Origin of the sequence: Fundidesulfovibrio magnetotacticus, from assembly GCF_013019105.1 — a bacterium.
Taxonomy (GTDB): domain Bacteria; phylum Desulfobacterota; class Desulfovibrionia; order Desulfovibrionales; family Desulfovibrionaceae; genus Fundidesulfovibrio; species Fundidesulfovibrio magnetotacticus.
This window is the reverse complement of record NZ_BLTE01000019.1, coordinates 20,840-43,635: the sequence shown is the minus strand read 5'-3', so window position 1 is coordinate 43,635 and position 22,796 is coordinate 20,840. Positions and strand designations below refer to the sequence as shown.

The window sequence follows — 22,796 nt, the reverse complement described above, 5'->3', positions numbered from 1 at the left end:
GGGCGGACCCAGGTTAGAGCATCACCAGGGCCTGGCTGGGCTCGGTGTTGGCGGCCTTCCAGGCCGGGATCACGGAGCTCAGGCACGAGACCAGGGCCACGCCGCCCAGCGTGGCCGCCAGGTGCAGGGGCTCCATGGAAAGGCTCGACTCCTTGGCCAGGTCCAGCATGTCCATCACCTTGAGGCTCACCCCGAAGCCGCCGAAATAGCCGATCAGCCCGGCCGCCATGCCGATGATCAGGGCCTCCACGCTGAAGATCGAGAACACCGCCGCCCGCGAATACCCCAGCGAGCGCAGCACGCCGATCTCGTGCTTGCGCTCGTTCACCGAGGCCAACAGCGACAGGGCGATCATGAAGCAGGCCGTCACCAGCAGGATCACGCTCACGATCAGCGCCAGGTGTTGCACGAAATGGATGGTGTACATGCGGCTCTTCACCACCTTCTGCATGGCCACGATGTCCACCTCGGGCAGCACCTGCTGGATCTGGGCCACGATCTCGTCGATGGGGCAGCCCGAACACAGCGCCGCCACCTCCGCGAAGTGGATGGCCCCGGGCTGGCCGAAGGCCGCCTGGAGGTCGGCCAGGCCCGCGAAGACCACGTTGTCGTCCTCGGAGCCCGAGGGCGTGAGCACCCCGGCCACCGTGAAGCGCGTCCCGTTGGCCTCGAAGGAGTCGCCGGGCCGCAGGCCCAGGGCCTGCGCCGCCTTGGCCCCGGCCAGCACCTCGCCGGGGGCGTCGGCCGGGCGGCCCTCGAAGCCCCAGTAGCTCTTGATCATCAGCTCCTCGGGCCAGTCCACGCCGATCATGGCCACGGAGCGCCCGGCCACCTTGGCCAGGGCCATGAACTTGGGGGCCACGGCCGCAATGCGCTCCTTGAGTTCGATGGAGCGCACCCGCGCCACCTGTTCGGCCGTGAGGTGCTTCGCGTCGAAGGCCACGCTGCCCAGGCTGAAGCCGCCGTAGCCCACCGAGAGCGTTTCCACCCGGGGCTGGAGCAGGATGTTTGCGCCGTAGGCCGTCAGCTTCTTCTCCATGGAGTCGCCCACGGCCGTGGACACGTAGTTGAGCGCCACCACCGAGCAGATGCCCAGGGCGAACACCATCGTGAGCAGCAGCGTGCGCGCCAGCTTGCGCCGCAGCGTGCGCGCCGGAAGCGTGAGGAGGTTCATGGAAGCACGCCTACTTGAAGTACTTCACGCCGGCTGCGAGTTCGGCTTTGGGGATCACCACCATGTCGCCCTCCACCTTGGAGGCGACGGGATGCGGGTTGCAGCCGCCCTTCACCAGGCTCACGCGCGACACGTGGAACTTCATGCCGCAGTTCACGCACACCATGAACTCGCCCTGCTGCTTGTAGCCCTTCTTCTCGGGGTAGCAGACGTCGCAGGCGTCCAGGGCCACGCGCACCGTGCCGTCGGGGGCCTTGATCAGGAAATATTTCACCGTCACGCCGCCCTCGTCGTGCTTGTAGAACTTGGCCGTCTCGCTCACGTCCTTGAGTGGGATGCGCACCGAGTCGTCGGCGGCGGAGGCTGCAAAGGGGAGCGACAGAAGAAGCGTCAGGGTCAGGAGCAGGCGTTTCACGCGGGGTACCTCTCGGGATGGGATGTTGGCTCACTGCGGGCGGCCGTGCGCCGCCGGGTAAACCCGACCGCACTTGCGGGAATCGTGCCGGATTGCAAGGGCTCTAGATTGCGCGTGTTTATTGTCGATGTGCAATGCTTGTGCAAACCTCTTGCACGTCGGAACGTCCCACGCCGGGCCGCGCGCGTTGACACGCCTCCCCCGGGGCGCTAACCACCCGGCCACCAAGCATCCCGGAGGCCCCATGAACGTCGTCACCCGCTTCGCCCCCAGCCCCACCGGCCAGCTGCACATCGGCGGCGCGCGCACCGCCATCTTCAACTGGCTCCTGGCCAGACAGGCAGGCGGCCGCTTCGTCCTGCGCATCGAGGACACCGACACCCAACGCTCCGTCGCCGCCTACACCGACGGCATCCTCGCCTCCATGACCTGGCTCGGCCTCGACTGGGACGGCGAACCCATCTACCAGTCGCAGCGCTTCGACGTGTACAACGCCGCCATCGACCGCATGGTGGAAGCAGGCACCGCCTACTGGTGCTCCTGCTCCCCCGAGGAAGTGGACGCCATGCGCGAGACCGCCCGCGCCCAGGGCCGCAAGCCCAAATACGACGGACGCTGCCGCGAACGCGGCCTCGGCCCCGGACCGGGACGCGTGGTGCGCCTCAAAGCCCCCCTCACGGGCGTGACCCTCGTGGACGACCTCATCCGCGGCCCCGTCTCCTTCGACAACGCCGAACTCGACGACATGATCCTGCGCCGCTCCGACAACACCCCCACCTACAACCTCGCCGTGGTGGTGGACGACGCCGAAATGGGCATCACCCACGTGGTGCGCGGCGACGACCACCTGAACAACACCCCCAAGCAGATCCTCATCTACAAGGCCCTGGGCCTGGCCCTGCCCGCCTTCGGCCATGTGCCCATGATCCTCGGGCCGGACAAGAAGAAGCTCTCCAAGCGCCACGGGGCCACCGCCGTCTTTGAATATTCCGACGAAGGCATCCTCCCCGAAGCCATGCTCAACTACCTCGTGCGTCTGGGCTGGGCCTTCGGCGACCAGGAAATCTTCACCAAGCAGCAGCTCCTCGACGCCTTCTCCATCAAGGCCCTGGGCGCTTCCGCCTCGGTCTTTGACCGCGAAAAGCTCCTCTGGCTCAACCAGCACTACATCAAGGAAGCCCCCCTCGACCGGCTCGCCCAGCTCCTGGCCGAGGCCCTGGCCCGGCGCGACCGCCCCGGCGCGGACCAGGAATACCTCAAGCGCTTCATCCCCCTGCTCCAGCCGCGCTCGCGCACCATCGTGGAGATGGCCGAGCAGGCCGAAATGTTCGTGGACGACGCCCCCGCCATGGACCCCCAGGCCCAGGCCAAGTTCCTCACCGAAGAGGTGAAGCCCCACCTGGCCGCCCTGGCCGCCATCTTCCAGGCCGCCGACGACTTCCGCCAGGAACCCTTGGAAGCCGCCGCCAAGGCCTGGCTTGATGAGAACGGCCTGAAATTCAAGGCCGTCGCCCAACCCCTGCGCGTGGCCCTCACCGGACGCACCGCCTCCCCCGGACTCTTCGAGATGATCGAGGCCATGGGCAAGGAGCGCGTCCTCGAAAGGCTCGGCCGACTCTAGCCCCGTCCCCGCACGGGCTCCGCCCCGTCCCCGCACGGGCTCCGCCCTGGACCCGCCGGGCTCCGCCCGGACCCGCCAGGGCTCCGCCCTGGACCCGCCGGGGGGAGTGCCTCCCCCCGGACCCCGGCAATTGCTTCGCGGGCTTCACCGGGTAAGGCGTCGTCGAGCGGGCGGCTGCCGCCGCTCTTCGCCCGGGATTTCGCCCAAAACCGCGAAATCCCGGGCGAGGGGGCTGTGACGCTTCGCGTCAGGGGATTGTGTGCAGGATCATTCCCTGTAGATTTGTGGGTGATATCCGTTACGCGTCACCGCTCGCGACGAAGGCGGGCCGCTGTCCGGAGCAGGGGGGCTTTGCAGCCCCTAAGTAACTCTCGCATACCCCGTTATCGGGGTTTGTCATTAGGCCGCAAGGGTTGCGCCCCCTGGGCTCCCTTCTCCGCTCCGCAGCGGTGTCACATGGCCCGGCGTCCCCGGACATCTACGGCCCGGGCTGATGTGTTTTTTATCAAAAATTACCCACATGGCGCTATGTGGGGTGATATTTCTTTCCGCTTGCATAGAATCCCCTAAAACAAATAGGAGGATTTTATGCCGTTAATCAAACTTTTCGGAAACGGTCTTCTGGGATAGACCCAGACGGACAGCCGGGATGAGCCCGGCAGGGCGTCGGGTCCCTACGGTGCTGCCCGGGGCGGGCTTCTGTCATGGGGCAGGATGCAACCGGACGGAGCGTTGTTGGGCGGCTCGTTGTTGGGCGGAACAGGCCCAATGGCCTTTGGTGGCGGCGGGACGAGTCTGGCCGCGTCCGGAACGCAGGCGGCCCCGCCTCGGCCCGCCTGGTCCGCCGGGCGGCCGGAATCCCCGGACCAGGAGGACGACATCGCCCGGCCCCTGGAAGAGTTCCCCCACGGCAGGCCGCCGCTCACCCGGGATCAGACGGTGCGGGCCTACGCCCGCATGATGGGCGTGCACCCCTCGGAGGTCGATCCCGAGAAAATGGAATTGAAGCGCGACATCCGCTTCGAACCCGTCCAGCGCCGCGAACGCGGGATGTACGGGGGCGACGCCGAGCCCGGCCCCTTCAACGAACCCTACGACCCCGAATCCGACGCCGTGCGCGGCGGCAACTGGAAGCGCCTGGACCCGGACCTGGCCGGACGCGTCCGGGAGCGCATCCAAGGCACGCGCTTCGAGGGCATGGACCTGGACGGGCTGAAAATCCACGACTCGGAGAAGCCGTGGTACATGCCTGGGTTCGCAGGGGGGATTACCCTGGAGAACCACATCTACATCGACCCGAGCGGGTTCGATGGGAATAGGTTCGATCCTGGCGGTAGGCAGGAGGACTTTGACGTACTGTTGGAGGAGGTCATCCATTCGGGCCAGTACCAGTCCGGCATGACACGGGCCGGTTATCTCTGGGACGCTTTCCGCCGGGGGGGATACGAGCACAGTGCGTACGAGCGCGAGGCCAAGGATATTGCAATCCCCGGTTGGCGTGAAAGGACCGGATACAAAGAGCCGGAAAAGCCTTCCGGCGAGGCGAGCGGCCTGCGTCCGTCGTCGGGCGAGGGTTACAACAAGTAGTTTGGCCTTTCGGATGCCCTAAGGTGGCGGTTCACGCCACCTTAGGGCGTTTATGGAAATGCCGTATGGATGGTTCTGAACGTTACAGAATGTTCATCGTCTGCATAAGGAAGCGAGCAATGTTTAGCAAGGTTCGGAGTCTTTTGTTGTATTTGTTTTTTACTTGCATCGTGTTATCATTGTCTGCGTGCATCTTTTATTCAAATCCGGACCGTGACAAACGCTGCAAAGAATTTCAATCGTATCTAAATTATGCAACGGCAAAGGGGCGTTTAGAAGAAGATGGGGCGCCAATCGATAGATATTATGAGGCATACATGTGCGTTGCTGTCTATGCGCATCACAAGCCTCCAGTCAACTACTTCTTCGTGAGGCCGCAAGAGACCGTTCCTGTGCTCAAACGTAAAATTCCATTCACCCGCAGCGACATGGAGATTCTCATCATCTCGCGCATTCTTCAGAACATCCAGAAGGCGGGGTCGGTCAACGTCACCTGCGATAAAGAACTGCTCGATGCCTGGAAGGCAGTGATCGACAAGATGCGCCCCTCGGACCTGGCCAATGCGGCCTGGTCGTTCTACCAGACCACGTTGGCCGCGCCCGGACCGCCCTGCGGGCAGTGACGGGTGCGGGCATTCCCCGCCCTGTCGCGTCCTCTCCGGTGAAGCCCGCGAAGCAACTCGGGAGTCCAGAAGGCGCAGCCCTTTGGCCGCCGGAGGCTTCTTCCCCGACCGCCCTGCCGCTCGATCCCGTCGCGCCTTCCGCCGTCTCCCCCCTCACGCAGCCATCGCGCAGGCAGGTCTTCTTCAGCGCGGCAGGGCGTCCTGCCGGAGCACCTTGCAGTCCTGCCCGCCGGTGGCGCCGCAGAATTCCAGGGCCTTGGCGGCTGCTTCCTCGGCGGTCCGCTTGCCGCCGGCCCAGCCCATGTAGCCTTTGGGGTTCATGGCGAAGGCCTTGTTGGGCGACGCGTCGAGGTAATCGCCGAACATCGCGCGGCCCTTCTCGGAGAGGTTGGGGGGCGGTGTTCCCTGGATTCTGTCCACCGCCAGCAAGGGCTTGCGGGGCGGCGCGCCGACGCGGGCGAGGAAGTCGTCCAGGATGGGCGTCCACTGGGGGATGCCCTTGCGGGAGAAGAAATAGTGCCCGTCCTCCCCGAAGGGGGGCACGATCAGCAGTTCGGCCTTGCCGCCGGAGGAGGTGAAGGCGCGGTGGATGTCCCGGGCAAGGGCGGGGCCGAAGAAGTGGTCGTTCTCGGAATAGACGAAGAGCATGGGGATGCGCGCGGTGCGGCCGAATTCCGCGAAGGCCTGCACGAGGCGTTCGGGCTTGTTCACGGTGTCCGGGGCCGAGGAGCCCTTGCCGCCCGCGAAGCTGACGGCGGCGATGAGCCCCGGGGGAGGGTCGGCGGCCAGGGCGGTGACGGAAAATCCGCCGGTGGAGGCCCCAACGCAGACGACTTTCCGGGGGTCGACATAGGGTTTTTCCTGCATCACGCGGATGGCCTCCCGGATGTCCTGGGCGGCCACGCGGCCGGAGGCGGCGTATTCGGGGGCCTCGGCCTTGCCGGAGCTTTCGGCGTAGTCGCCGCCGGACGCGCCGAAGGCGCGGCGCATGAAGACGAGCACGCAATAGCCCCGGCGGGCCAGTTCCTCGGCCTCGCGCGTGCGGCTCAGCGGCGTCATGGACGGGCGTTCGTTGCGGTCGCGCGGGGTGCCGTGACAGATCACGATCAAGGGATGGCGCTCCTGGTCGGCCGGGCGGACGATGAGCGCTTCAAGGTTCGCCGGGGCGCGCTCCGGGCCGAAACGGGCGGGCAGCATGGTCTGTTCGTAGACCAGGGCGCCGCACAGGGCCTGGACGGGCCAGAGCATCAGCAGCATCAGGATGAACACGCGGCGGACAAGGATCATGCAAACACCTCCTGCAACGTGCACGGGAATCTACCATGCGCGCGGCCGGACGGGAAGACGGGCGGGAGGGCGGCGGTCCTGCGCCGGTGTGCTGGCCCCCTGCGCGGACCTCGCGGCAGACCGATTTGAAGACGATCTGCCGCGAGGTCCGCGCAGGAGGTCGGCTCGCAGTCACAGGACACCACGGCGCAGCCGGTGAAGCCCGCGAAGCAACTGCCGGGGTTCGGGGGGAGGCTCTCCCCCCGGCGGGAGAGTGCAGAGAGGGCGGAGCCCTCTTTGCCCGCCGGAGGCTTCTTCCCCGCCACCCTGCGTCTCAACGAAAAGGCCGCCGCGGTCGTGCAGACTGCGGCGGCCTTGTGTCCGCGCGGGTGCGCGCGCGTCTCTATTCGTGGAAGTCGTAGGTGCGGAAGCCCTGTGTCTTGCACATGTTGTCGCGTTCGGCGTCGCGCAGGTCGGCCTGGATCATTTCGGCGACCATCTGCTCGAAGGTGATCTTGGGGGTCCAGCCGAGCTTTTCGCGTGCCTTGGCGGGGTCGCCCAGGAGGGTCTCCACTTCGGTGGGGCGGAAGTAGCGCGGGTCCACGGCCACGAGGCATTTGCCGGTTTCGGCGTGGTAGGCCTTCTCTTCGACGCCTTCGCCTTCGAAGCGCAGGGGGATGCCCAGTTCCTTGGCGGCGGCCCGTACGAAGTCGCGCACGCTGTACTGCACGCCGGTGGCGATCACGTAGTCGTCGGGGGTGTCCTGCTGGAGCATGAGCCACATCATCTTCACGTAGTCGCGGGCGTGTCCCCAGTCGCGTTTGGCGGAGAGGTTGCCCAAAAAGAGGGTGTCCTGGAGCCCCAGCTTGATGCGGGCCATGGCGCGGGTGATCTTGCGGGTGACGAAGGTTTCGCCGCGCAGGGGGGACTCGTGGTTGAAGAGGATGCCGTTGCAGGCGTACATGCCGTAGGCTTCGCGGTAGTTCACCGTGATCCAGTAGCCGTAGAGCTTGGCCACGGCGTAGGGGCTGCGGGGGTAGAAGGGGGTCTTCTCGGTCTGGGGCGTTTCCTGGACCAGGCCGTAGAGTTCGGAGGTGGAGGCCTGGTAGATGCGCGTTTTCTGCCCGAGGCCCAGGATGCGCACGGCTTCGAGGATGCGCAGGGTGCCCAGGGCGTCGCAGTTGGCGGTGTATTCGGGCGTCTCGAAGGAGACGGCCACGTGGGACTGGGCGGCGAGGTTGTAGATTTCGTCCGGCTGGATCTGCTGGATCACGCGGATGAGGTTGGTGGAATCGGTGAGGTCGCCGTAGTGCAGGATGAACTTGCGGCCGTCGACGTGGGGGTCCTGGTAGAGGTGGTCGATGCGGTCGGTGTTGAAGAGCGAGGAACGGCGCTTGAGTCCGTGGACCTCGTATCCCTTGCCGAGCAGCAGTTCGGCCAGATAGGCCCCGTCCTGGCCGGTGATGCCCGTGATGAGGGCTTTCTTGTGGCTCATGCTATGGTCTCCTGATGGGAAGTCTTTTGTTCGGCGCGCACCATGGCGGCAGCCACTTCGGGCATGGCCATGGTGGCGCGCCAGCCCAGCTTCTCCTGGGATTTCGCTGGATTGGCGCGGCTCACGAGGATGTCGGAGGGGCGCAGGAGGCCCGGATTGCGGTCCACGTGGTCGGCGTGGTCGAGGCCGAGCTCGGCGAAGACCCGGACGATGAAATCCTGGAGGGAGAAGCTCCGGCCGGTGGCGATCACGTAGTCGCCGGGTTCGTCCTGCTGGAGCATGCGCCACATGGCGTCCACATATTCGCCTGCCCAGCCCCAGTCGCGCACCACGTCGGTGTTGCCCAGGCTCAGGCGCTCGCCGGACCCGCCGGCGATGCGGCAGGCGGCGGCCACGATCTTGCGCGTGACGAAGCGTTGCGGACGCAGGGGCGACTCGTGGTTGGAGAGGATGCCGGAGCAGGCGTAGAGCCCGTAGGCTTCGCGGTAGTTGGCCACGGCCCAGTGGGCGGCGGCCTTGGCCACGGCGTAGGGGCTGCGGGGTCGGAAGGGGCTCTCCTCGTCGGCGGGGCCGGGGGCGTTGCCGAACACCTCGGTGGAGCAGGCGTTGTAGAGGCGCACGGGTTTGCCCAGCAGGCGCAGGAGTTCCAGGATGTTCAGGGTGGCGGCGGCCACGGACTCGAAGGTCTCCAGGGGCTGCTCGAAGGAAAGGCCCACCGAGCTTTGCCCCGCGAGGTTGTAGATCTCGTCGGGCTCGCAGCGCTCCACTGCCTGCCAGAGCCCCCGGAAATCGGTGACCGAGGCCGAGTGGATGGTCACCCGGTCCGCCACGCCCAGGGCGGCCAGGCCCGAGCGGTTGGCCATCTGGGCGTCACGCGAGGTGCCGGCCACGCGATAGCCTTTGTCGCACAGAAGCCTGGAGAGGTAGGCCCCGTCCTGGCCGGTGATGCCGATGATGAGGGCGGATTTCATGCTGGGTCCGGGAGTTGACGTTTGGCGGCTTTTCTTGGGCCAAACGTAGGGCGCTGTCAATGGCGACCCGATGCGCTGTTGTGCAAATCGATGTGCAAAGAGTTGCACATTGCGTTTGATCGGTCCTTTCAAAAGTCGTAGGTTGCAGTAAATATTGATGTAATTTTGTGGCACGCTTGCTGCTAAATGGGTTCGGCGGCCGACGAGACCCGGTCCGCCACAGCACGCCGCGCCCTGGCGCGGCGTGATGGACGAATCCAAGGAGAACACCATGAAATCGCGTCTTGCCTTGTCGATCCTGGCCCTGGCGGCTGTGGTGGCTTTCGGGTCCCTGGCCGTCGCCCGTCCCGGCGGCGGGTTCCACGCCTGGCTTTCCAACCTGCCCCAGGAAAAGCAGGAGCAGGTGGCCAAGCTCTACGCCGAAGGCCGCCAAAAGCTCTACGATCTGGAGAGCCGCAAGTGGGCCAAGCAGGCCGAAATGAACGCCCTGCTCGTGCAGCCCAAGCCGGATTCGGCAAAGATCGACGCCCTGGCCAAGGAGATCGGCACCCTTTCCTCCATGGTCTACCAGGAGCGCGTTGCCCTGCAGCAGCGCATCCTCAAGGAGACCGGCGTGAACATGCCCCTGGCGGGCGGGCCCGGCGGCGGCTACGGCCAGGGCTGCGGCGGTCCCGGCGGCGGTTACGGAAGGGGCATGGGCATGGGCTACGGCCCCGGCTGCGGCGGCCCCCAGGCGGCACAGCCCCAGGCCGACCAGCTGCCCCCCTGCTGCCAGACCCCCGGCCAGCAGACCCCGCAAGCGCCCGCGCAATAGTTCCTGTCCACCTCACCCCCCTCACCTCGGGAACCCCGCCCCCCATCGGCGGGGTTCCCCCTCATCCCTGGCCCGGCGATTGCCATGCACGCCCCCGAGGTATAAACCGCCCAAAGGCCCGGCCTCCTGCGGCCGGAGCGTTTCAACCCCGGGAGCCCGCTCATGATCCGACGTCTTCTCTGGCTTCTCAGTTCCTTCGCCATGGCAGGCGTGATCGCCTCCGCCCTGGCCCTCTTCGCGGGACCCTCCGCGGAAGTGGCCCAGTGGTCCGGCTGGACCTTTCTTGGTCTGTCCCATCCCAGGTGGCAGGCCCTGCACATGGGCCTGGGCGTTCTGCTGGCCCTGGCTTGGCTGGCCTCGCTCATCCCCTGCGGTCGCCGCGTGATGGCCCCTGCCCAGGGCGAGGGCGACTTCGGCCCCTCCCTGGCCGTGGCCTGCATCGTTTTCGTGGCCTTCGCCGCCGCCTCGGCCCTGCTTCTGCCGCCGGGCGGCACCCTGAGCGCGCTCTCGGGGTCGCTCAAGAAGTGGCACGCCAAAAGCTTCGGGGAGCCCCCCCTGGCCGGAGCGGCCGACATGGCCCCCACGGAACTGGCCAAGCGACTGAGCCTCGACCCCGGCAAGGCCCTCACCAACCTCGCCGTGCACAACGTGCGCCTGAGCTCCCCCGACGCCACCCTGGCCGAAATCGCACGCCAGAACGGGCTCGTGCCCGCCGCCGTCTACGAGACTCTGCGCGGCGGCCGCGAGGCCAGGCTCCCCGCGCCCGCCGCGCAGGCCGAGGCCCCCAGGCCCCAGGCCCCGCCGCCCCCGGCCCTGCCCGCAGACCCGCCGCCGGGCCTGGGCCGCCTCAAGCTGGCCGACGTGTGCGAGCAGTACGGCATGAACCTCCCGCGCGCCGTGGAAACCCTGGCCAAGGCGGGCATCAAGGCCTCCGGCGACATGACCCTGCGGCAGATCGCCCAGTCCAACCTCATGTTGCCCGTGGAGGTCTACGACGCCCTGCGCGGCACGCCCCAGGCCGTCCAGACGCCCCAGGCCGTCCAGGCTCCGCCTCCCGCGCCCGCGGCGCAGCCCGCGCCCGCGCCCGCTCCGGCCCCGGCTCCGGCTCCGGCACCCGAAGTCCCGCACGGGATGCAGCCGCCCATGCCTGCGCCGCCCCTCGTGGCGCCGCAGCCGCCCGCCCAGCAGGCCCCGGCAGCCGTACCCGTCCCCGAGGGCCTGGAACGCATGACCCTGGCCGCCTTCTGCCGCGACCACTCCCTGGACACCGCCCAGGCCCTGGCGCGCCTCAAGGCCAAAGGCATCGTGGCCTTCTCGGACATGACCTTCCGCGAACTGGCCATCGAGAACAACCTCACTCCCGAGCAGGTCATGGAACTGCTTGTGAGGTAACGCCATGGACGTCTCCGCCCCCAGAGCCCCGCGCAGCCTCCCGGCCCTTGCGGCCCTGGCCCTGGTGCTCATGGGGGCGGCCCTCTCGGTGATCACCTGGCGCAACCTCGAAGCCCAGCGACGCGTCATCGACCAGCACGCCCTCTTCGCCGCGCGCACCATCCTGCGCGGCGTGGAGGCCAACTTCATGCGCCTGCTCCCCCACCTGGGACGCATGCCCCGCGACCAGGCCGTGGAGCGCCTCGAAGACCTGCTGCGCGAGGTGGTCGAATCCGGCGACCTCCTCTTCCTGGGCATCTACGGCGAAGACGGCGAACTCCACGTCTCCTCCGCCCCCAGGCACGCCAACAACTCACTGCGCGCGCCACTGGACCAGGACGCCCTGGCGGACCTGGCCATCACCGGCGAATGGTTCGGCACCCTGCCTCTGGGCGGACTGACCATGCTGGGCTACGCCGCACGCATGCGTCCCGGCATGGCCAGGCTCTGCCCGGCCACCCCCGAGACGCCCCCGGGCCAGGAAGCGCCACCCGTCTACTTCCTCGTGGGCCTCTCCCTGGACGAACACTACGCCCAGTACAACGCCATGCGCACCGCCGCCCTCATGCAGACAGGCTTCGTGCTGGGCGCGGCCGCACTGGTCTGGGTGCTCCTGGTGGCCCTGCTGCGCCGGCGCGAACAGTCCAGACGCCTCGTGCGCCTGGAACACTTCCACTCCCGCCTGCTGGACTCACTCCCCGAAGCCCTCCTCACCGTGGATGCGCAGGGCTTCGTCTCCGCCGCCAACCCGGCCGCCGCGGCCCTCCTGGGCCCCAACCTGCCGGGGCGAGACTTCGCCTCGCTCCCCCTCGCCGCCGCGCTGCAGACCGGACACCCGGAACCCCAGCCCTGGAAGCAGCTCGACCTCGACGGACGCAACCTCGAAGTGCTCGTCGCGCCTCTCGAAGATGAAACCCTCCTCCTTCTGCGAGATCGCACCAAGCTGCGCTCGCTCGAGCGCGACCTCGAACAGTCCCGCCACCTCGCCGCCGTGGGACGCCTCGCCGCCGGCGTGGCCCACGAAATCCGCAACCCGCTTTCCGCGTTGCGGGGCTTCTCCCAGTTCTTCGCCGCCAAGCTCAAAGGCAAGGACCCCGAGGAAACCTACGCCAACACCATGGTCCAGGAAGCCGACAGACTCGGCCGCGTGGTCACCGATCTGCTCTACCTCGCCCGGCCCAGGCCCTCCGAGCCCGCACCCGTCCACCTCCCGGAACTGGCCGCGGAACTCGAGACCCTCCTGCGCTTCGACTTCCAGCGCGCCCAGGCCTCCTTCGAAACCGACCTCAAGGCCGACACCGCCGTCGCAGACCGCGACGGCCTCAAACAGGCCCTCATCAACCTCATCCTCAACGGCCTCGCCAGCCTCCCCGAACACGGCGGCGTCATCACCCTCGCCAGCCGGGAAACCCCCGACGGGGTGAGCCTGAGCGTCATCGACACCGGCCGGGGCATGGAACCCGAAGAAAAACGCCGCGCCCTCGAACCCTTCTTCACCACCCGCAAGGAAGGCTCCGGACTGGGGCTGGCCATCGTCCACAAAATCGTCCGCGACCACCTGGGACAACTCCATATCGACTCCGAACCAGGACAAGGCGCCGCCGTCACCCTGACCTTCCGGCACGCGCCGCTCCGGGAACAGCAACCATGAACCGGGCAACGACCGCGCGAAGCGCTGTCGGGAGGCGCGACAGGGCGGCCAAGAGTGGGACCCCAAGCGGGCAAAGGCTGCCGGGGAAGAAGCCTCCGGCGGGCAAAAGCGGCCGGAGAATATGCCTCCGGCGGGCAAAGGGCTACGCCCTCTGCACTCCCACTCCGCTTCGCGGGCTTCACCGGCGACGACAGTCTTGTCGGCAAGGCCCTTGCGGCTGCGCCGCCATTCGCGCGGGAATTCGTGCAAAGCCGCGAATCCCCGCGCGGGGGCCGTGGCGCTTCGCGCCAGATATTCGAGCAAGATCCGCTTCTTGGAATTTATATGATAATTCCTTGTTCATCGTCGCTTGCGACGATGGCAGTCCGCCGGGATAAGCGCTGCTTTGAGCGCATTCCCGGCGGGAGTCCGCTGCCGTGCGGGCCTCTGGAGACTGGCCGCTCCCATTAACACCGGCTAACCGGTGAAGCCCACGAAGCAATTGCGGGGTCTGGGGGGGTCATCCCCCCAGCGGGCCCAGGGCGGAGCCCTGACGGGAGAGGTCTGGAGAGGGCGGCACCCTCTCCAGGGGGGCAAGGGGGAACGGCTCAACCAACGGAGAAACATGGACACGCTTCTGGTGATCGACGACGAGCCCGGCCATCGCCTGATGGTGCGTGCGGTGATGGAGGATGCGGGCTGGCGTGTGGTGGAGGCCGCGTCGGGCGAGGCGGCGTTGCGGCATCTGGGCGGCTGCGCGCCCGGGGCGTTGCCGTCGGTGGCGCTTCTGGACATGCGCATGCCGGGCATGGACGGCATGGCCGCGTTGGCGGCGATCCAGGGAGTCGCGCCGGGTCTGCCGGTGGTGCTGCTCACGGCGTACGGCACGGTAGGTTCGGCGGTGGAGGCCATGAAGCGTGGCGCGTTTGATTACCTGACGAAGCCCGCGGACAACGAAGAGTTGAAGGCCGTGCTGGACAAGGCGGCGGAGTACGGCCGCCTGTTGTCGGAGAACAAGGAGTTGCGGCGCAGGGTGGAGTCCGGCGGTGCGGCGGTGAGTCTGGTGGGCGAGAGCCAGGGGCTGCGCCAGGTGCGGGAACTTGCGGCTCAGGTCGGTCCGGCGGAGGCCACGGTGCTCATCCTGGGCGAGTCGGGCACGGGCAAGGAGCTGGTGGCGGAGCTGGTGCACGCCATGAGCCCGCGCGCCTCGAAGCCGCTGGTGAAGGTGAACTGCGCGGCCCTGCCGGGCGAGCTGCTGGAGAGCGAGTTGTTCGGGTACGTGAAGGGCGCGTTCACGGGGGCCGTGAAGGACAAGCCGGGCCGGTTCCAGCTGGCGTCCGGCGGAACGCTCTTTCTGGACGAGGTGGGCGAGCTGCCGTTGAAGCTGCAGGCCAAGCTGCTGCGGGCCTTGCAGGAGCGGCTGGTAGAGCCGCTGGGTTCGGTGAAGCCGGTGCCCGCGGACGTGCGCATTGTGGCGGCCACAAACCGGGATCTGCGGGCCGAGGTGGCGCGCGGCGCGTTCCGGGAGGACCTCTATTTCCGGCTGGCGGTGCTGGAGATCCGCATACCGCCATTGCGCGAGCGCCTGGAGGATTTGCCCGTGCTGGCGGCGCATCTGCTGGCCAAGCTGGGCGAGCGCAACAAGAAGTCGGTGCGATCGGTGAGCCCGGCCTACCTGGAGGCCCTGGGGCGCTACGGCTGGCCGGGCAACGTGCGGGAACTGGAGAACGTGCTGGAGCGCTCGATCATCCTGTCGCGCTCGGACACGCTGACGCCTCAGACGCTGCCGCCGCACATGACCGAGGGGGCCGCGGCCTGCGCTCCGTGCCCGGAGCCGGCAGTGCCCGGCCCCGTGGGCCTGGAGGAGGCGGAGCGCCAGGCGCTGGTGCGGGCGCTTGAGGCCAACGAGGGCCACCGGGAGCGCACGGCGGAGGCCCTGGGCGTGAGCCGCAGGACGCTGCAATACAAGCTGCGCAAGTACGGCCTGGCCAGGAGGGGGAGCGAGCGGTGATCGAACGGATGCCGGAGGCGCTGCGCCCGTTGGCGGGCGAACTGGCCCAGGCCCTGCGGGGCGAGCTGGAGGGGGCGGTCCGCGCGCTGCATGAAGGGGACCTTGAGGCGATGAAGGCCAGGCTGCACGCGTTCAAGGGCGCGGCCATGCGCTTCGGGCTGACGGAGGTGTGGCAGTCGGCGGCGCGGGCGGAGCAGGGGGCGGGGAAGATGCTGGAAAGCGCCCTGCGGGAGCTGGGCGCGCTGCTGGACGAACTGGAGCGGGAGACGCGCGCGGAGGCGGCGGGGGAGGGCTGAGGCCTCAGTCCGCTTCGTCGAGCAGGCCCTGTTCCAGGCAGAAGGCGGCCAGTTCCAGGGAGCTGCGCAGCCCGAGCTTTTTCTTGAGGTTGGTTTTGTGCTTTTCCACGGTTTTCACCGAGACGAAGATGGCGTCGGAAATGTCCTTGTTGGTGAGGCCCTTGGCGGCGAGCTTGAGCACCTGGCGCTCGCGGCGCGAAAGCATCTCCAGGGGGGAGGGGGGCTTGTTGCCGGTGCGGCAGGCCTGGGCGAGCATGGCGGTGACTTCGCGGGAGAAGTAGCCCTGCCCGGCGGCCACGGCGGCGATGGCGGAGTAGAGTTCCTCGTCGGAGCTCTGCTTGAGGAGGTAGCCGTCCACTCCGGCCTGGATGGCGGCGGTGAGGAAATTCTCCTTGCCGTGCCCCGTGAGGGCCAGGATGCGCGTCCTGGGAAGCCGCCTCTTGATCTCCGCGATGGCCTCGGTGCCGTCCATGCGGGGCAGGGAGAGGTCCATGATCACCACGTCGGGCATCAGTGTCAGGGCCAGGTTCACGGCCGTCTGCCCGTCGGCCGCCTCGCCGCAGACCTCGAAATCCGTGTTGGAGAGGATCAAGGACTTGATCCCCTTCCTGACGATCTCCATGTCTTCCGCGATGAGCAGCGTGGTTTTTTTCACAGATTGTACTTATAGTCTGAAGCTATTAATTTTCTACGCATACTAGCAGAAACGTCAGAAGAGTCAACAGTCAGGGGCACCCCGCGCCGGTGTGCCTTGCAGGAGGTGGCGTCGCGGCGGCATGGGCGGTGCGCCCGGCCGTGGACGGTCGGGCGTCCCTGGCCGGGCGAATCGAAGGGGGTGTCGGGCGCGCCGCCTAGTCCAGGCCCAGGGCGGCCAGGACCTTCTCGGCGGGCCTGCGCTCGGGCACCACGCGCGCGGGGAGCGCCCCGTCGTGCATGGCCTTGTTCATGTAGAGGCCGCAAAAGCATTGGCCGTATTCGGCCACGTCGGCCTCGCGGTAGGCGCAGGGGCAGACGATGTCTCGGTCGGCCTCGTAGTTGCCCAAGGCCAGGCGGCAGGGGCAGGCCATGTGCCCGTAGCGCTCCTTGTTCACCAGGAGCATTTCCAGGAGGTCCATGGTCATGGCCTCGTCGGCGTTGAAGTAGTAGCCTTTTTTCTCCTGGACGGGGCCCAGCATGGCGCGCAGCGCTTTGGCGTCCACGGGCCTAGTCCTCCAGGGCCTTTTCCAGGGCGTCCTTGTCGAAGCCGATCACGGCGGTCTCGCCCACGAGGACCGTGGGGAAGGACAGGCCGGGGTTCACCTTCTTGATGGCGTCGATGGTGTCGCGGCGTTCGTCGCCGGAGAGGCGGTCCACGTAGACGCAGTCGTAGACCTGGCCGCGCTCGTCGAGGTATTCCTTGCAGTGCTTGCAGTGGATGCAGGTGGAGAGGGCGTAGACCTTCACGATCTTGCTCATTGTGCGGCTCCTTGTGGTTTCGCGGCGGAGGGGCCGCGCGCAACGGATTGGTAATTGATCCGCTTTTCCAGGCGGTAGGTCAAGGCCGAGAGGGGGTAGGTGAGGGCCAGGTAGAACAGGGCCAGGGGCAGGTAGGCCTCGAAGGTCTTGTAGGTGGCGGCGTTGACGATCTCCGCGCCCTTGGTGAGTTCCCGCACGGCGATCACCGAGAGCAGCGACGAATCCTTGATGAGCGAGACGAACTGCCCCGTCACCGGGGGGATGATGCGCCGCACGGCCTGGGGGAACACCACGTGGCGCAGGGTCTGGGCGTGGGTGAGCCCCGTGGAGCGCGCGGCCTCCCACTGGCCCTCGGGGATGGACTCGATGCCCGCGCGAACCATCTCCGTGATGTAGGCCCCGGAGAAGAACGCCAGCACCGCCATGCCCGTGAGGAAGGGGTTGTCCACGCGCACCACCACGGCGAAGCAGAAATAGAAGATGTAGATCTGCGTGAGCAGCGGCGTGCCCCGGAAGCACCACACGTAGAGCGTGGCCGCCTCGCGCAGCCAGATGTTCTGGGAGACCCGGGCCAGCCCTCCGGCCATGCCGATGCACAGCCCCAGCGCGATGGCCCCGCAGGAGACCAGCACGGTGTTGACGAAGCCGGTCAGGAAGAGTTCCCGGTATTGCCACACCACGTGCCAGTTCCAGTTGTAGTCCAGCGTGGACATGGCCCCGGCCAGGGCCAGGACGGCCAGGGCCAGGAGGACGGAGCGCACGAGGATGCGGTGGAGCATGGGGGGGATGAGGGCCCCGGCCGCGCGGCCGGGGCCCGGGAAGCGCTAGTTGAGCAGGGGCTCGACGTATTTGGCGCGCAGTTCTTCCAGGGTGCCGTCGTTGCGGCGCAGGGAGACGAACATCTCCAGCCAGTTCCAGAGGTCGAAGTCGCCCTTGCGCATGGCGATGCAGAAGGGCTCGTAGGTGAAGGGCTTGAGCAGCGCGCGGGTGGCCTGGGGGAATTCCTTGGCGTGGCGCGCGATGGAGAGTTGGTCGTAGAGGAAGGCGTCGGCGCGGCCGTTGACCACCTCCTGCACGCAGGCGGACTCGTCCTTGTAGCGGTTGATGGTGGCCTTGGGGAAGCGCTTGGAGGCCACGATGTCGGCGGTGGTGCCGGTCTTCACGGCGATGACGCGCTTGGGGTCGTTGAGGGCGTCCACGCTCGCCAGGTCCGGGGCGCGCTTGGACGAGAGCAGGGCGCACAGGCCGGTGGTGAAGTAGGCGCTGGTGAAGGTGATGGTCTTGGCGCGCTCCAGGGTGCCGGTGATGCCGGAGATGATCAGGTCGATCTTGCCGGTCTGGAGGGCGGGGATGAGCCCGGTCCACTCCATGTCCTTGATTTCCAGCTCCACGCCCAGGTCCTTGGCGATCATGCGGGCCAGGTCCACGTCCAGGCCCACGGGCATGCCCTTGGCGTCGGTGGATTCAAAGGGCGGGTACTTGAGCTCCATGCCCACCACCAGCTTTTTGCGGTTGACGATCTCCGTCAGCTGGCTGTTCCTGCTGATGTCGAAGGGGGTCTGCGCCAGGGCGGCCTGGGCGCAGAACAGTACGGCGGCAAACAACATGAACACGGCGCGTTGCATCTCGCGGCCTCCTGTGGGTTCGTTCTGCCAGACGGGGTTACCCCAAAAGCGCGGCTGGGGCAAAGAGTAGTTCCGATTGGAACAATGTCCAGTGCGGCGCCGGGATCGCCCCGGCGGGAGTCGGGCTTCCGGCGTCGGAACACGCGCGCTCCGTGCGCGTCGGGTCGCTTGCGTCCGGCGGGGGAGTCACGCCCAGGGCAGGGCGGCCAGGGCCTGGCGCACCCGGGCGAAGACGGCCACGGGGTCGCCGGAGGCGTCCACCACGGCGAAGCGGGCGGGCTCGCGCCGGGCCAGCTCCAGGAAACCCTGGCGCACGCGCTGGTGGAAGGGCAGGTCCAGGGCCTCGAAGCGTCCCTCGGACTGGCTGGCCCCGGCGGCGTGGTTGCGCCCCCTGGCGCGGCTTAGGCCCTGTTCGGGGTCCAGGTCCAGGAGCACGGTGAGGTCCGGCGCGAGGCCTGCCGCGGCCAGGCGTCCCAGGCCGAGGAGTGATTCCACGTCCAGGCCCCTGCCGAAGCCCTGGTAGGCCACGGTGGAGTCGTGGAAGCGGTCGCAGAGCACGGCCTTGCCGGCCTCCAGGGCGGGGCGCACCACCTGGGCCACGTGCTGGGCGCGGTCGGCCAGGTACATGAAAAGTTCGGCGGTGGGGTCCAGGTGGGTGTTGCGGGCGTCCAGCAGGATGCGGCGCAGCTCCAGGCCCAGGGCGCAGCCGCCGGGCTGGCGGGTGGCCAGGGCCTCGCGGCCCTGGGTTTCGATCCAGTCCTTGGCCAGGGCGATCTGGGTGGACTTGCCGGAGCCTTCTACGCCTTCAAAGGTAATGAACACTGGCTGGGCCCCTGTTCGGGTTTCCTGGGCTGCGGCGCTTCGGGGCGCACGCGCGCGGGGTTGAAGACGTAGCGGTCCAGGCCGCGCACGAAGGAGGTGACGCCGATCTTTTCGGGGTCGTCCACTGCGGCCTGGAACTGGTGGACCTTGGCGTCGATGTTGTCCGCGAAGTGCAGGAGCATGGCCTCGGGGGTCATGGGCGAGCGGGGCGAGCCGTAGGCCAGCTCGCCGTGGTGGCTGATGAGCATGTGCCGGAAGTGGAGCACCAGGCCGGGGTCGAGGTCCCTGGCCTTGCGCAGGAAGGGTTCCAGGATGCCCATGCCCAGCACGATGTGGCCGAGCATCTGTCCTTCGTCGGTGTAGTCGCGGGTGAGGCCGCTGGAGAGTTCCCAGGCCTTGCCCATGTCGTGGAAGGCGGCGGCGGCCAGGAGGGTGTCGCGGTCCAGGTCCGGGTAGAGCTGGCACAGCGCCAGGACCACGCGGCACACGGCCAGGGTGTGTTCGACCAGTCCGCCCCGGTAGGCGTGGTGCATGGCCTTTGCGCCGGGCGCGGCCAGGAGCTTTGCGCGGATTTCGGGGTCCGTGAGCACCTTTTTGCAGAAGCGCCGCCAGGGGGCGTGGCCGATGTTGGCGCTGAGCAGTTCCTCGAGTTTGGCGTAGAGCGACTCGGGCTTTTCGGCGCTTTCGGGGAGGAAGTCGCCGTGGTCTACCCCTTCGGGCGCCGTGCCCAGGAGGGTGAGGCCGTCGAGGTTGATCTGGGGCTGGTCGCGATAGGCGGTGACGGCCCCCGCCACCAGGGCGAACTGTCCGGCCTGGATGTCGTCGAAGGCCTGGGCTCCGGGGGACCAGAGCTTGGCGTCGATGGCGCCGGAGGCGTCCTGGAGCTTGAGGGACCAGAAGGGTCCGTTGCGGGCCTGGCCCTTGGAGGCCTGGGCCACGAGGAAACACTCGTTCACCTGGAGGCCCACGCTCAGGTCGCGCACGAAGATGCGTTTGTCGGTCACCGTCTTGCCAGCTTGTCGGGGGTTCACTAGTATGGGGTCAACTCGTGGGTTGAGTTACAGATTTCCACAGGCCGGGGCAAGAGGTCCGGGCCGGGGGGAGCGGACGTGGAAAAGCTGCGCGTGAAGAATCTTGGCCCCATCAAGGACTTCGAGATGAAAACCAACCGTCTGACGGTGCTCATTGGGCCGCAGGCGAGCGGGAAGTCGTTGATGATGCAGTTGTTGTATTATACGAACAATTTGAAGTCGTTTGCTGCGCAATTCCACAATGACGGGATGGATGAAGAAAATTGGATCGACTTCATGCTGCTCGTCTTGGTCTCAAACATACGCGGTGCGAGCATTTCCAGCTTTGCAAATTCCGAGGGAGGGTGCGTAGAGTTTGAGTCCGAAGATGGAGAGGTTTTTCGTGGTGATGTCAATCAGAAGGTTGTGCCGAGTCGCAATCTAAGAGAATTATTGGTCAGTTGGCGGACCCGGTGGATCGATGACAAGGCTGACCTTGGAATGTCGGCGAAGACAAACAGCATTTACCTCCCGTCGGAAAGACTTCTGTTTTCCGTGCTTCGCGACAAGCGAGAGAATGTTCTTTACGATGTTGAACTGCCAATTCAGATCGGAAAATTTTGTGCTTTGCTCGAAAATGTCAAAAGCAAGTACATGGCGGGACTGAGTCACGGAAACGAAGATTCCGGAGGACTTCTTCAGGACAAACAACGGGACGCCCTGCGAGGTGTCGTAAAACATTACAATTTCGGTTGGAGGTGGGAAACGGATGATGGGCGACCACTGTTTCTCAGCGGTATATCTTCAGGGCAGATGGCAACATGGCCATTTTTTGTCCTTGCAAGTGTCTTCGGCCCTTCTTCCGTGCCACAAGTGTTCTATTATGAAGAGCCGGAAATGCACCTGCACCCGTCCGCGCAGGTCCATGTCGTTGAAACCCTCGCATACCTCTTGAAGATGAACCACAAGGTGGTGATCACCACCCATTCCCCCTTCATCCTCTACGTCATCAACAACCTCATCCAGGCCCACATCGCCTACGACGGCAACCCGCCCGAGGGCGAGTTCTCCATCAACCCGGACCATGTGGCGGCCTACTGCATGGGGGCTGACGAGCCGGATATCGTAGACAAGGACACCAAGCTCCTCAAGCTCGACGAGATCGACAACGTTCTCGACGCCATCGGCAGGGAGTTCTACGACCTCATGAACCGGGACATCCGCAAGCATGGATAGTCCCTTCCACGCATTGGCCCGGTTGTTCCTGCCCGAGGATCACGAGTTGGACCGCTCCACGCGCTGCGGGGAGAAGGGCAAGAGTCTTCCCATTTGCCGTTCGGATTCCGAGGATGTCATCATTCGGTTCAAACTGAGCGAGTGGGATGTCTGGGAGCAGGGCATGCGGAGTTGCGATTGTCTGTTCCTCTGCAAGAAAAGTAAGAGCAGCAGGTTTGTGCTCGTCCTGGCGGAGTTGAAAGGATACGACACCAGGACGGCCTTCGCACAGATTGCATGTACAGCGAAAACCCTGTGCAAAAGCTCGTCCTTCGTGTCGGCTGGGCACGGCAAGGCAGGAGATACGAAGGGAATCCCCGGCCATGGGGGGCGGACGGTAGCGTACGTTGTCGCTCCGGGCGGCGGCAAGATCGGCGGCCTGTGGCAAAACGAGGCGCGGAAACTCAAACCATACAACATCCTCATGCAGCCTGTGCACAAGCCAGGTGTCGAAATAACCGTCAACGAATTGTACAAAATAGCTTTTGACGAGGTTCCATGAACATCCTCCTCACCAACGACGACGGCATCCAGGCCGTGGGCCTGCGCTCCCTCTACCACGCCCTCAAACGCGCCGGGCACACGGTGCATGTGGTGGCCCCGGTCACGGAGATGAGCGCCGTGGGCCACGCCGTCACCCTGGCGGCCCCCCTGCGCGTGAAAATCTTCGACGAGCAGGGCTTCTACGGGCAGGGCGTCTCCGGCACTCCCGCCGACTGCGTGAAGCTGGGGCTCACCACGCTGCTCCCCGCGCCCCCGGACATCGTGGTCTCGGGCATCAACGCCGGGGCCAACGTGGGCGTGGACATCCTCTATTCCGGCACCGTCTCCGCCGCCACCGAGGGCGCGCTCATGGGCCTGCCCGCCCTGGCCGTCTCCTACGACCACTTCAGCCCCCAGGACCTGGCCGCACAGGGCGACTGGACCGCCGCCTTCCTGCACAAGGTCGACTGGGCCGCCCTGCCGCTCCACTGCGTGCTCAACCTCAACTTTCCCGACCGCCCCATGGACCAGGCCAGACCCCTCAAGGTCTGCCCCCAGACCAGCGCCGGCTACGACGACTGGTACGAGGAGCGCACCGACCCGCGCGGCCGCAAATACTACTGGCTCACCGGCGTCATCCCGCCCGAGAAGGTCCGCCCCGGGCAGGACCGCGCCCTGCTCACCGAGGGCCACGTGACCCTCACCCCCCTGCGCTTCGACTTCACCGACCACGCCGTCATGCAGACCCTGGCCCACCTGGACGGCTGAGCGGTCCCCCGCCGAAAGAACAAA

Annotated in this window: 23 protein-coding genes; 11 read left to right on the top strand and 12 right to left on the bottom strand. The window is 66.8% G+C overall.

Features of this window, described 5'->3' with window-relative positions; genetic code table 11:
• Positions 1 to 13 precede the first annotated feature (13 nt).
• Together NNJEOMEG_RS17445 and NNJEOMEG_RS17440 are read right to left on the bottom strand one after the other, a co-directional pair.
• Entirely contained in the window at positions 14 to 1,174 is a 1,161-nt protein-coding gene (locus tag NNJEOMEG_RS17445) for an ABC transporter permease (protein ID WP_173086747.1), read from the bottom strand.
• Positions 1,175 to 1,184: 10 nt separating this feature from the next.
• Positions 1,185 to 1,589 carry a DUF2318 domain-containing protein gene (locus NNJEOMEG_RS17440; protein WP_235957020.1) on the bottom strand — a complete coding sequence of 135 codons (405 nt, stop codon included), beginning with the start codon at positions 1,587 to 1,589 and terminating at the stop codon, positions 1,185 to 1,187.
• Positions 1,590 to 1,833: 244 nt separating this feature from the next.
• On the opposite strand from NNJEOMEG_RS17440, the gene gltX reads away from it, so the two are divergent.
• The 3 genes from gltX (at position 1,834) to NNJEOMEG_RS17425 (ending at position 5,420) form a co-directional block, all read left to right on the top strand.
• Positions 1,834 to 3,210 (top strand): glutamate--tRNA ligase, encoded by a 1,377-nt coding sequence (gltX, locus tag NNJEOMEG_RS17435; RefSeq protein WP_173086746.1) that lies wholly within the window; start codon positions 1,834 to 1,836, stop codon positions 3,208 to 3,210.
• A gap of 768 nt (positions 3,211 to 3,978) precedes the next feature.
• On the top strand, positions 3,979 to 4,797 hold the full coding sequence (locus tag NNJEOMEG_RS17430) for a hypothetical protein (RefSeq protein WP_173086745.1): 819 nt from the start codon (positions 3,979 to 3,981) through the stop codon (positions 4,795 to 4,797).
• Between the two features lie 392 nt (positions 4,798 to 5,189).
• Positions 5,190 to 5,420 carry a hypothetical protein gene (locus NNJEOMEG_RS17425; protein ID WP_173086744.1) on the top strand — a complete coding sequence of 77 codons (231 nt, stop codon included), beginning with the start codon at positions 5,190 to 5,192 and terminating at the stop codon, positions 5,418 to 5,420.
• A 183-nt stretch (positions 5,421 to 5,603) separates the two neighbouring features.
• Here NNJEOMEG_RS17425 and NNJEOMEG_RS17420 read toward each other — a convergent pair whose 3' ends face one another.
• The 3 genes from NNJEOMEG_RS17420 to NNJEOMEG_RS17410 all read right to left on the bottom strand — a co-directional run bounded on the left by NNJEOMEG_RS17420 (position 5,604) and on the right by NNJEOMEG_RS17410 (position 9,152).
• On the bottom strand, positions 5,604 to 6,707 hold the full coding sequence (locus NNJEOMEG_RS17420; RefSeq protein ID WP_173086743.1) for an alpha/beta hydrolase family protein: 1,104 nt from the start codon (positions 6,705 to 6,707) through the stop codon (positions 5,604 to 5,606).
• 382 nt (positions 6,708 to 7,089) lie between these two features.
• Positions 7,090 to 8,181, bottom strand: a complete 1,092-nt coding sequence (gene gmd, locus NNJEOMEG_RS17415; RefSeq protein ID WP_173086742.1) for a GDP-mannose 4,6-dehydratase — start codon at positions 8,179 to 8,181, stop codon at positions 7,090 to 7,092.
• Complete coding sequence (locus NNJEOMEG_RS17410) at positions 8,178 to 9,152, bottom strand: GDP-mannose 4,6-dehydratase (RefSeq protein ID WP_173086741.1); 975 nt, start codon at positions 9,150 to 9,152, stop codon at positions 8,178 to 8,180. Before NNJEOMEG_RS17410 ends, gmd begins: the two co-directional genes overlap by 4 nt.
• A gap of 271 nt (positions 9,153 to 9,423) precedes the next feature.
• Here NNJEOMEG_RS17410 and NNJEOMEG_RS17405 point away from each other — a divergent pair, with 271 nt between their 5' ends.
• The 5 genes from NNJEOMEG_RS17405 to NNJEOMEG_RS17385 all read left to right on the top strand — a co-directional run bounded on the left by NNJEOMEG_RS17405 (position 9,424) and on the right by NNJEOMEG_RS17385 (position 15,334).
• Entirely contained in the window at positions 9,424 to 9,966 is a 543-nt protein-coding gene (locus tag NNJEOMEG_RS17405; protein WP_173086740.1) for a periplasmic heavy metal sensor, read from the top strand.
• A 162-nt stretch (positions 9,967 to 10,128) separates the two neighbouring features.
• A complete protein-coding gene (locus NNJEOMEG_RS17400) occupies positions 10,129 to 11,358 on the top strand; it encodes a hypothetical protein (protein WP_173086739.1) in 1,230 nt (409 codons plus the stop codon).
• Between the two features lie 4 nt (positions 11,359 to 11,362).
• Positions 11,363 to 13,048, top strand: a complete 1,686-nt coding sequence (locus NNJEOMEG_RS17395) for a two-component system sensor histidine kinase NtrB (protein ID WP_173086738.1) — start codon at positions 11,363 to 11,365, stop codon at positions 13,046 to 13,048.
• Between the two features lie 604 nt (positions 13,049 to 13,652).
• Positions 13,653 to 15,038, top strand: a complete 1,386-nt coding sequence (locus tag NNJEOMEG_RS17390) for a sigma-54-dependent transcriptional regulator (protein WP_173086737.1) — start codon at positions 13,653 to 13,655, stop codon at positions 15,036 to 15,038.
• Positions 15,035 to 15,334 (top strand): Hpt domain-containing protein, encoded by a 300-nt coding sequence (locus NNJEOMEG_RS17385; RefSeq protein WP_173086736.1) that lies wholly within the window; start codon positions 15,035 to 15,037, stop codon positions 15,332 to 15,334. The genes NNJEOMEG_RS17390 and NNJEOMEG_RS17385 overlap by 4 nt, the downstream gene beginning before the upstream one ends.
• A 4-nt stretch (positions 15,335 to 15,338) precedes the next feature.
• Here NNJEOMEG_RS17385 and NNJEOMEG_RS17380 read toward each other — a convergent pair whose 3' ends face one another.
• From NNJEOMEG_RS17380 to NNJEOMEG_RS17350, 7 genes are all read right to left on the bottom strand, one after another.
• On the bottom strand, positions 15,339 to 15,989 hold the full coding sequence (locus tag NNJEOMEG_RS17380; RefSeq protein ID WP_173086735.1) for a response regulator: 651 nt from the start codon (positions 15,987 to 15,989) through the stop codon (positions 15,339 to 15,341).
• A gap of 196 nt (positions 15,990 to 16,185) precedes the next feature.
• The gene (locus tag NNJEOMEG_RS17375; protein WP_173086734.1) at positions 16,186 to 16,533 is read right to left on the bottom strand and encodes a ferredoxin-thioredoxin reductase catalytic domain-containing protein; all 348 of its coding nucleotides are present in this window, start codon (positions 16,531 to 16,533) and stop codon (positions 16,186 to 16,188) included.
• Between the two features lie 4 nt (positions 16,534 to 16,537).
• The gene (locus NNJEOMEG_RS17370; RefSeq protein ID WP_173086733.1) at positions 16,538 to 16,789 is read right to left on the bottom strand and encodes a glutaredoxin family protein; all 252 of its coding nucleotides are present in this window, start codon (positions 16,787 to 16,789) and stop codon (positions 16,538 to 16,540) included.
• A complete protein-coding gene (locus NNJEOMEG_RS17365) occupies positions 16,786 to 17,568 on the bottom strand; it encodes an amino acid ABC transporter permease (protein ID WP_173086732.1) in 783 nt (260 codons plus the stop codon). The genes NNJEOMEG_RS17370 and NNJEOMEG_RS17365 overlap by 4 nt, the downstream gene beginning before the upstream one ends.
• Positions 17,569 to 17,613: 45 nt before the next feature.
• Positions 17,614 to 18,414, bottom strand: coding sequence for a transporter substrate-binding domain-containing protein (locus tag NNJEOMEG_RS17360; protein WP_173086731.1), 801 nt, complete (start codon positions 18,412 to 18,414; stop codon positions 17,614 to 17,616).
• 186 nt (positions 18,415 to 18,600) lie between these two features.
• Positions 18,601 to 19,236, bottom strand: a complete 636-nt coding sequence (gene tmk / locus NNJEOMEG_RS17355) for a dTMP kinase (RefSeq protein WP_173086729.1) — start codon at positions 19,234 to 19,236, stop codon at positions 18,601 to 18,603.
• Positions 19,212 to 20,240: a 3'-5' exoribonuclease YhaM family protein gene (locus NNJEOMEG_RS17350; RefSeq protein ID WP_173086770.1), complete on the bottom strand. Its 1,029-nt coding sequence runs from the start codon at positions 20,238 to 20,240 to the stop codon at positions 19,212 to 19,214. The genes tmk and NNJEOMEG_RS17350 overlap by 25 nt, the downstream gene beginning before the upstream one ends.
• A 105-nt stretch (positions 20,241 to 20,345) precedes the next feature.
• Between NNJEOMEG_RS17350 and NNJEOMEG_RS17345 the strand changes: the two genes are divergently transcribed.
• Genes NNJEOMEG_RS17345 through surE form a run of 3 tightly spaced genes read left to right on the top strand, consistent with a single transcriptional unit; the run spans position 20,346 to position 22,772 of the window.
• Positions 20,346 to 21,482, top strand: coding sequence for an AAA family ATPase (locus NNJEOMEG_RS17345; RefSeq protein ID WP_173086727.1), 1,137 nt, complete (start codon positions 20,346 to 20,348; stop codon positions 21,480 to 21,482).
• On the top strand, positions 21,475 to 22,023 hold the full coding sequence (locus NNJEOMEG_RS17340) for a hypothetical protein (RefSeq protein WP_173086725.1): 549 nt from the start codon (positions 21,475 to 21,477) through the stop codon (positions 22,021 to 22,023). The genes NNJEOMEG_RS17345 and NNJEOMEG_RS17340 overlap by 8 nt, the downstream gene beginning before the upstream one ends.
• On the top strand, positions 22,020 to 22,772 hold the full coding sequence (surE, locus tag NNJEOMEG_RS17335; protein ID WP_173086724.1) for a 5'/3'-nucleotidase SurE: 753 nt from the start codon (positions 22,020 to 22,022) through the stop codon (positions 22,770 to 22,772). The genes NNJEOMEG_RS17340 and surE overlap by 4 nt, the downstream gene beginning before the upstream one ends.
• Positions 22,773 to 22,796: the final 24 nt, after the last annotated feature.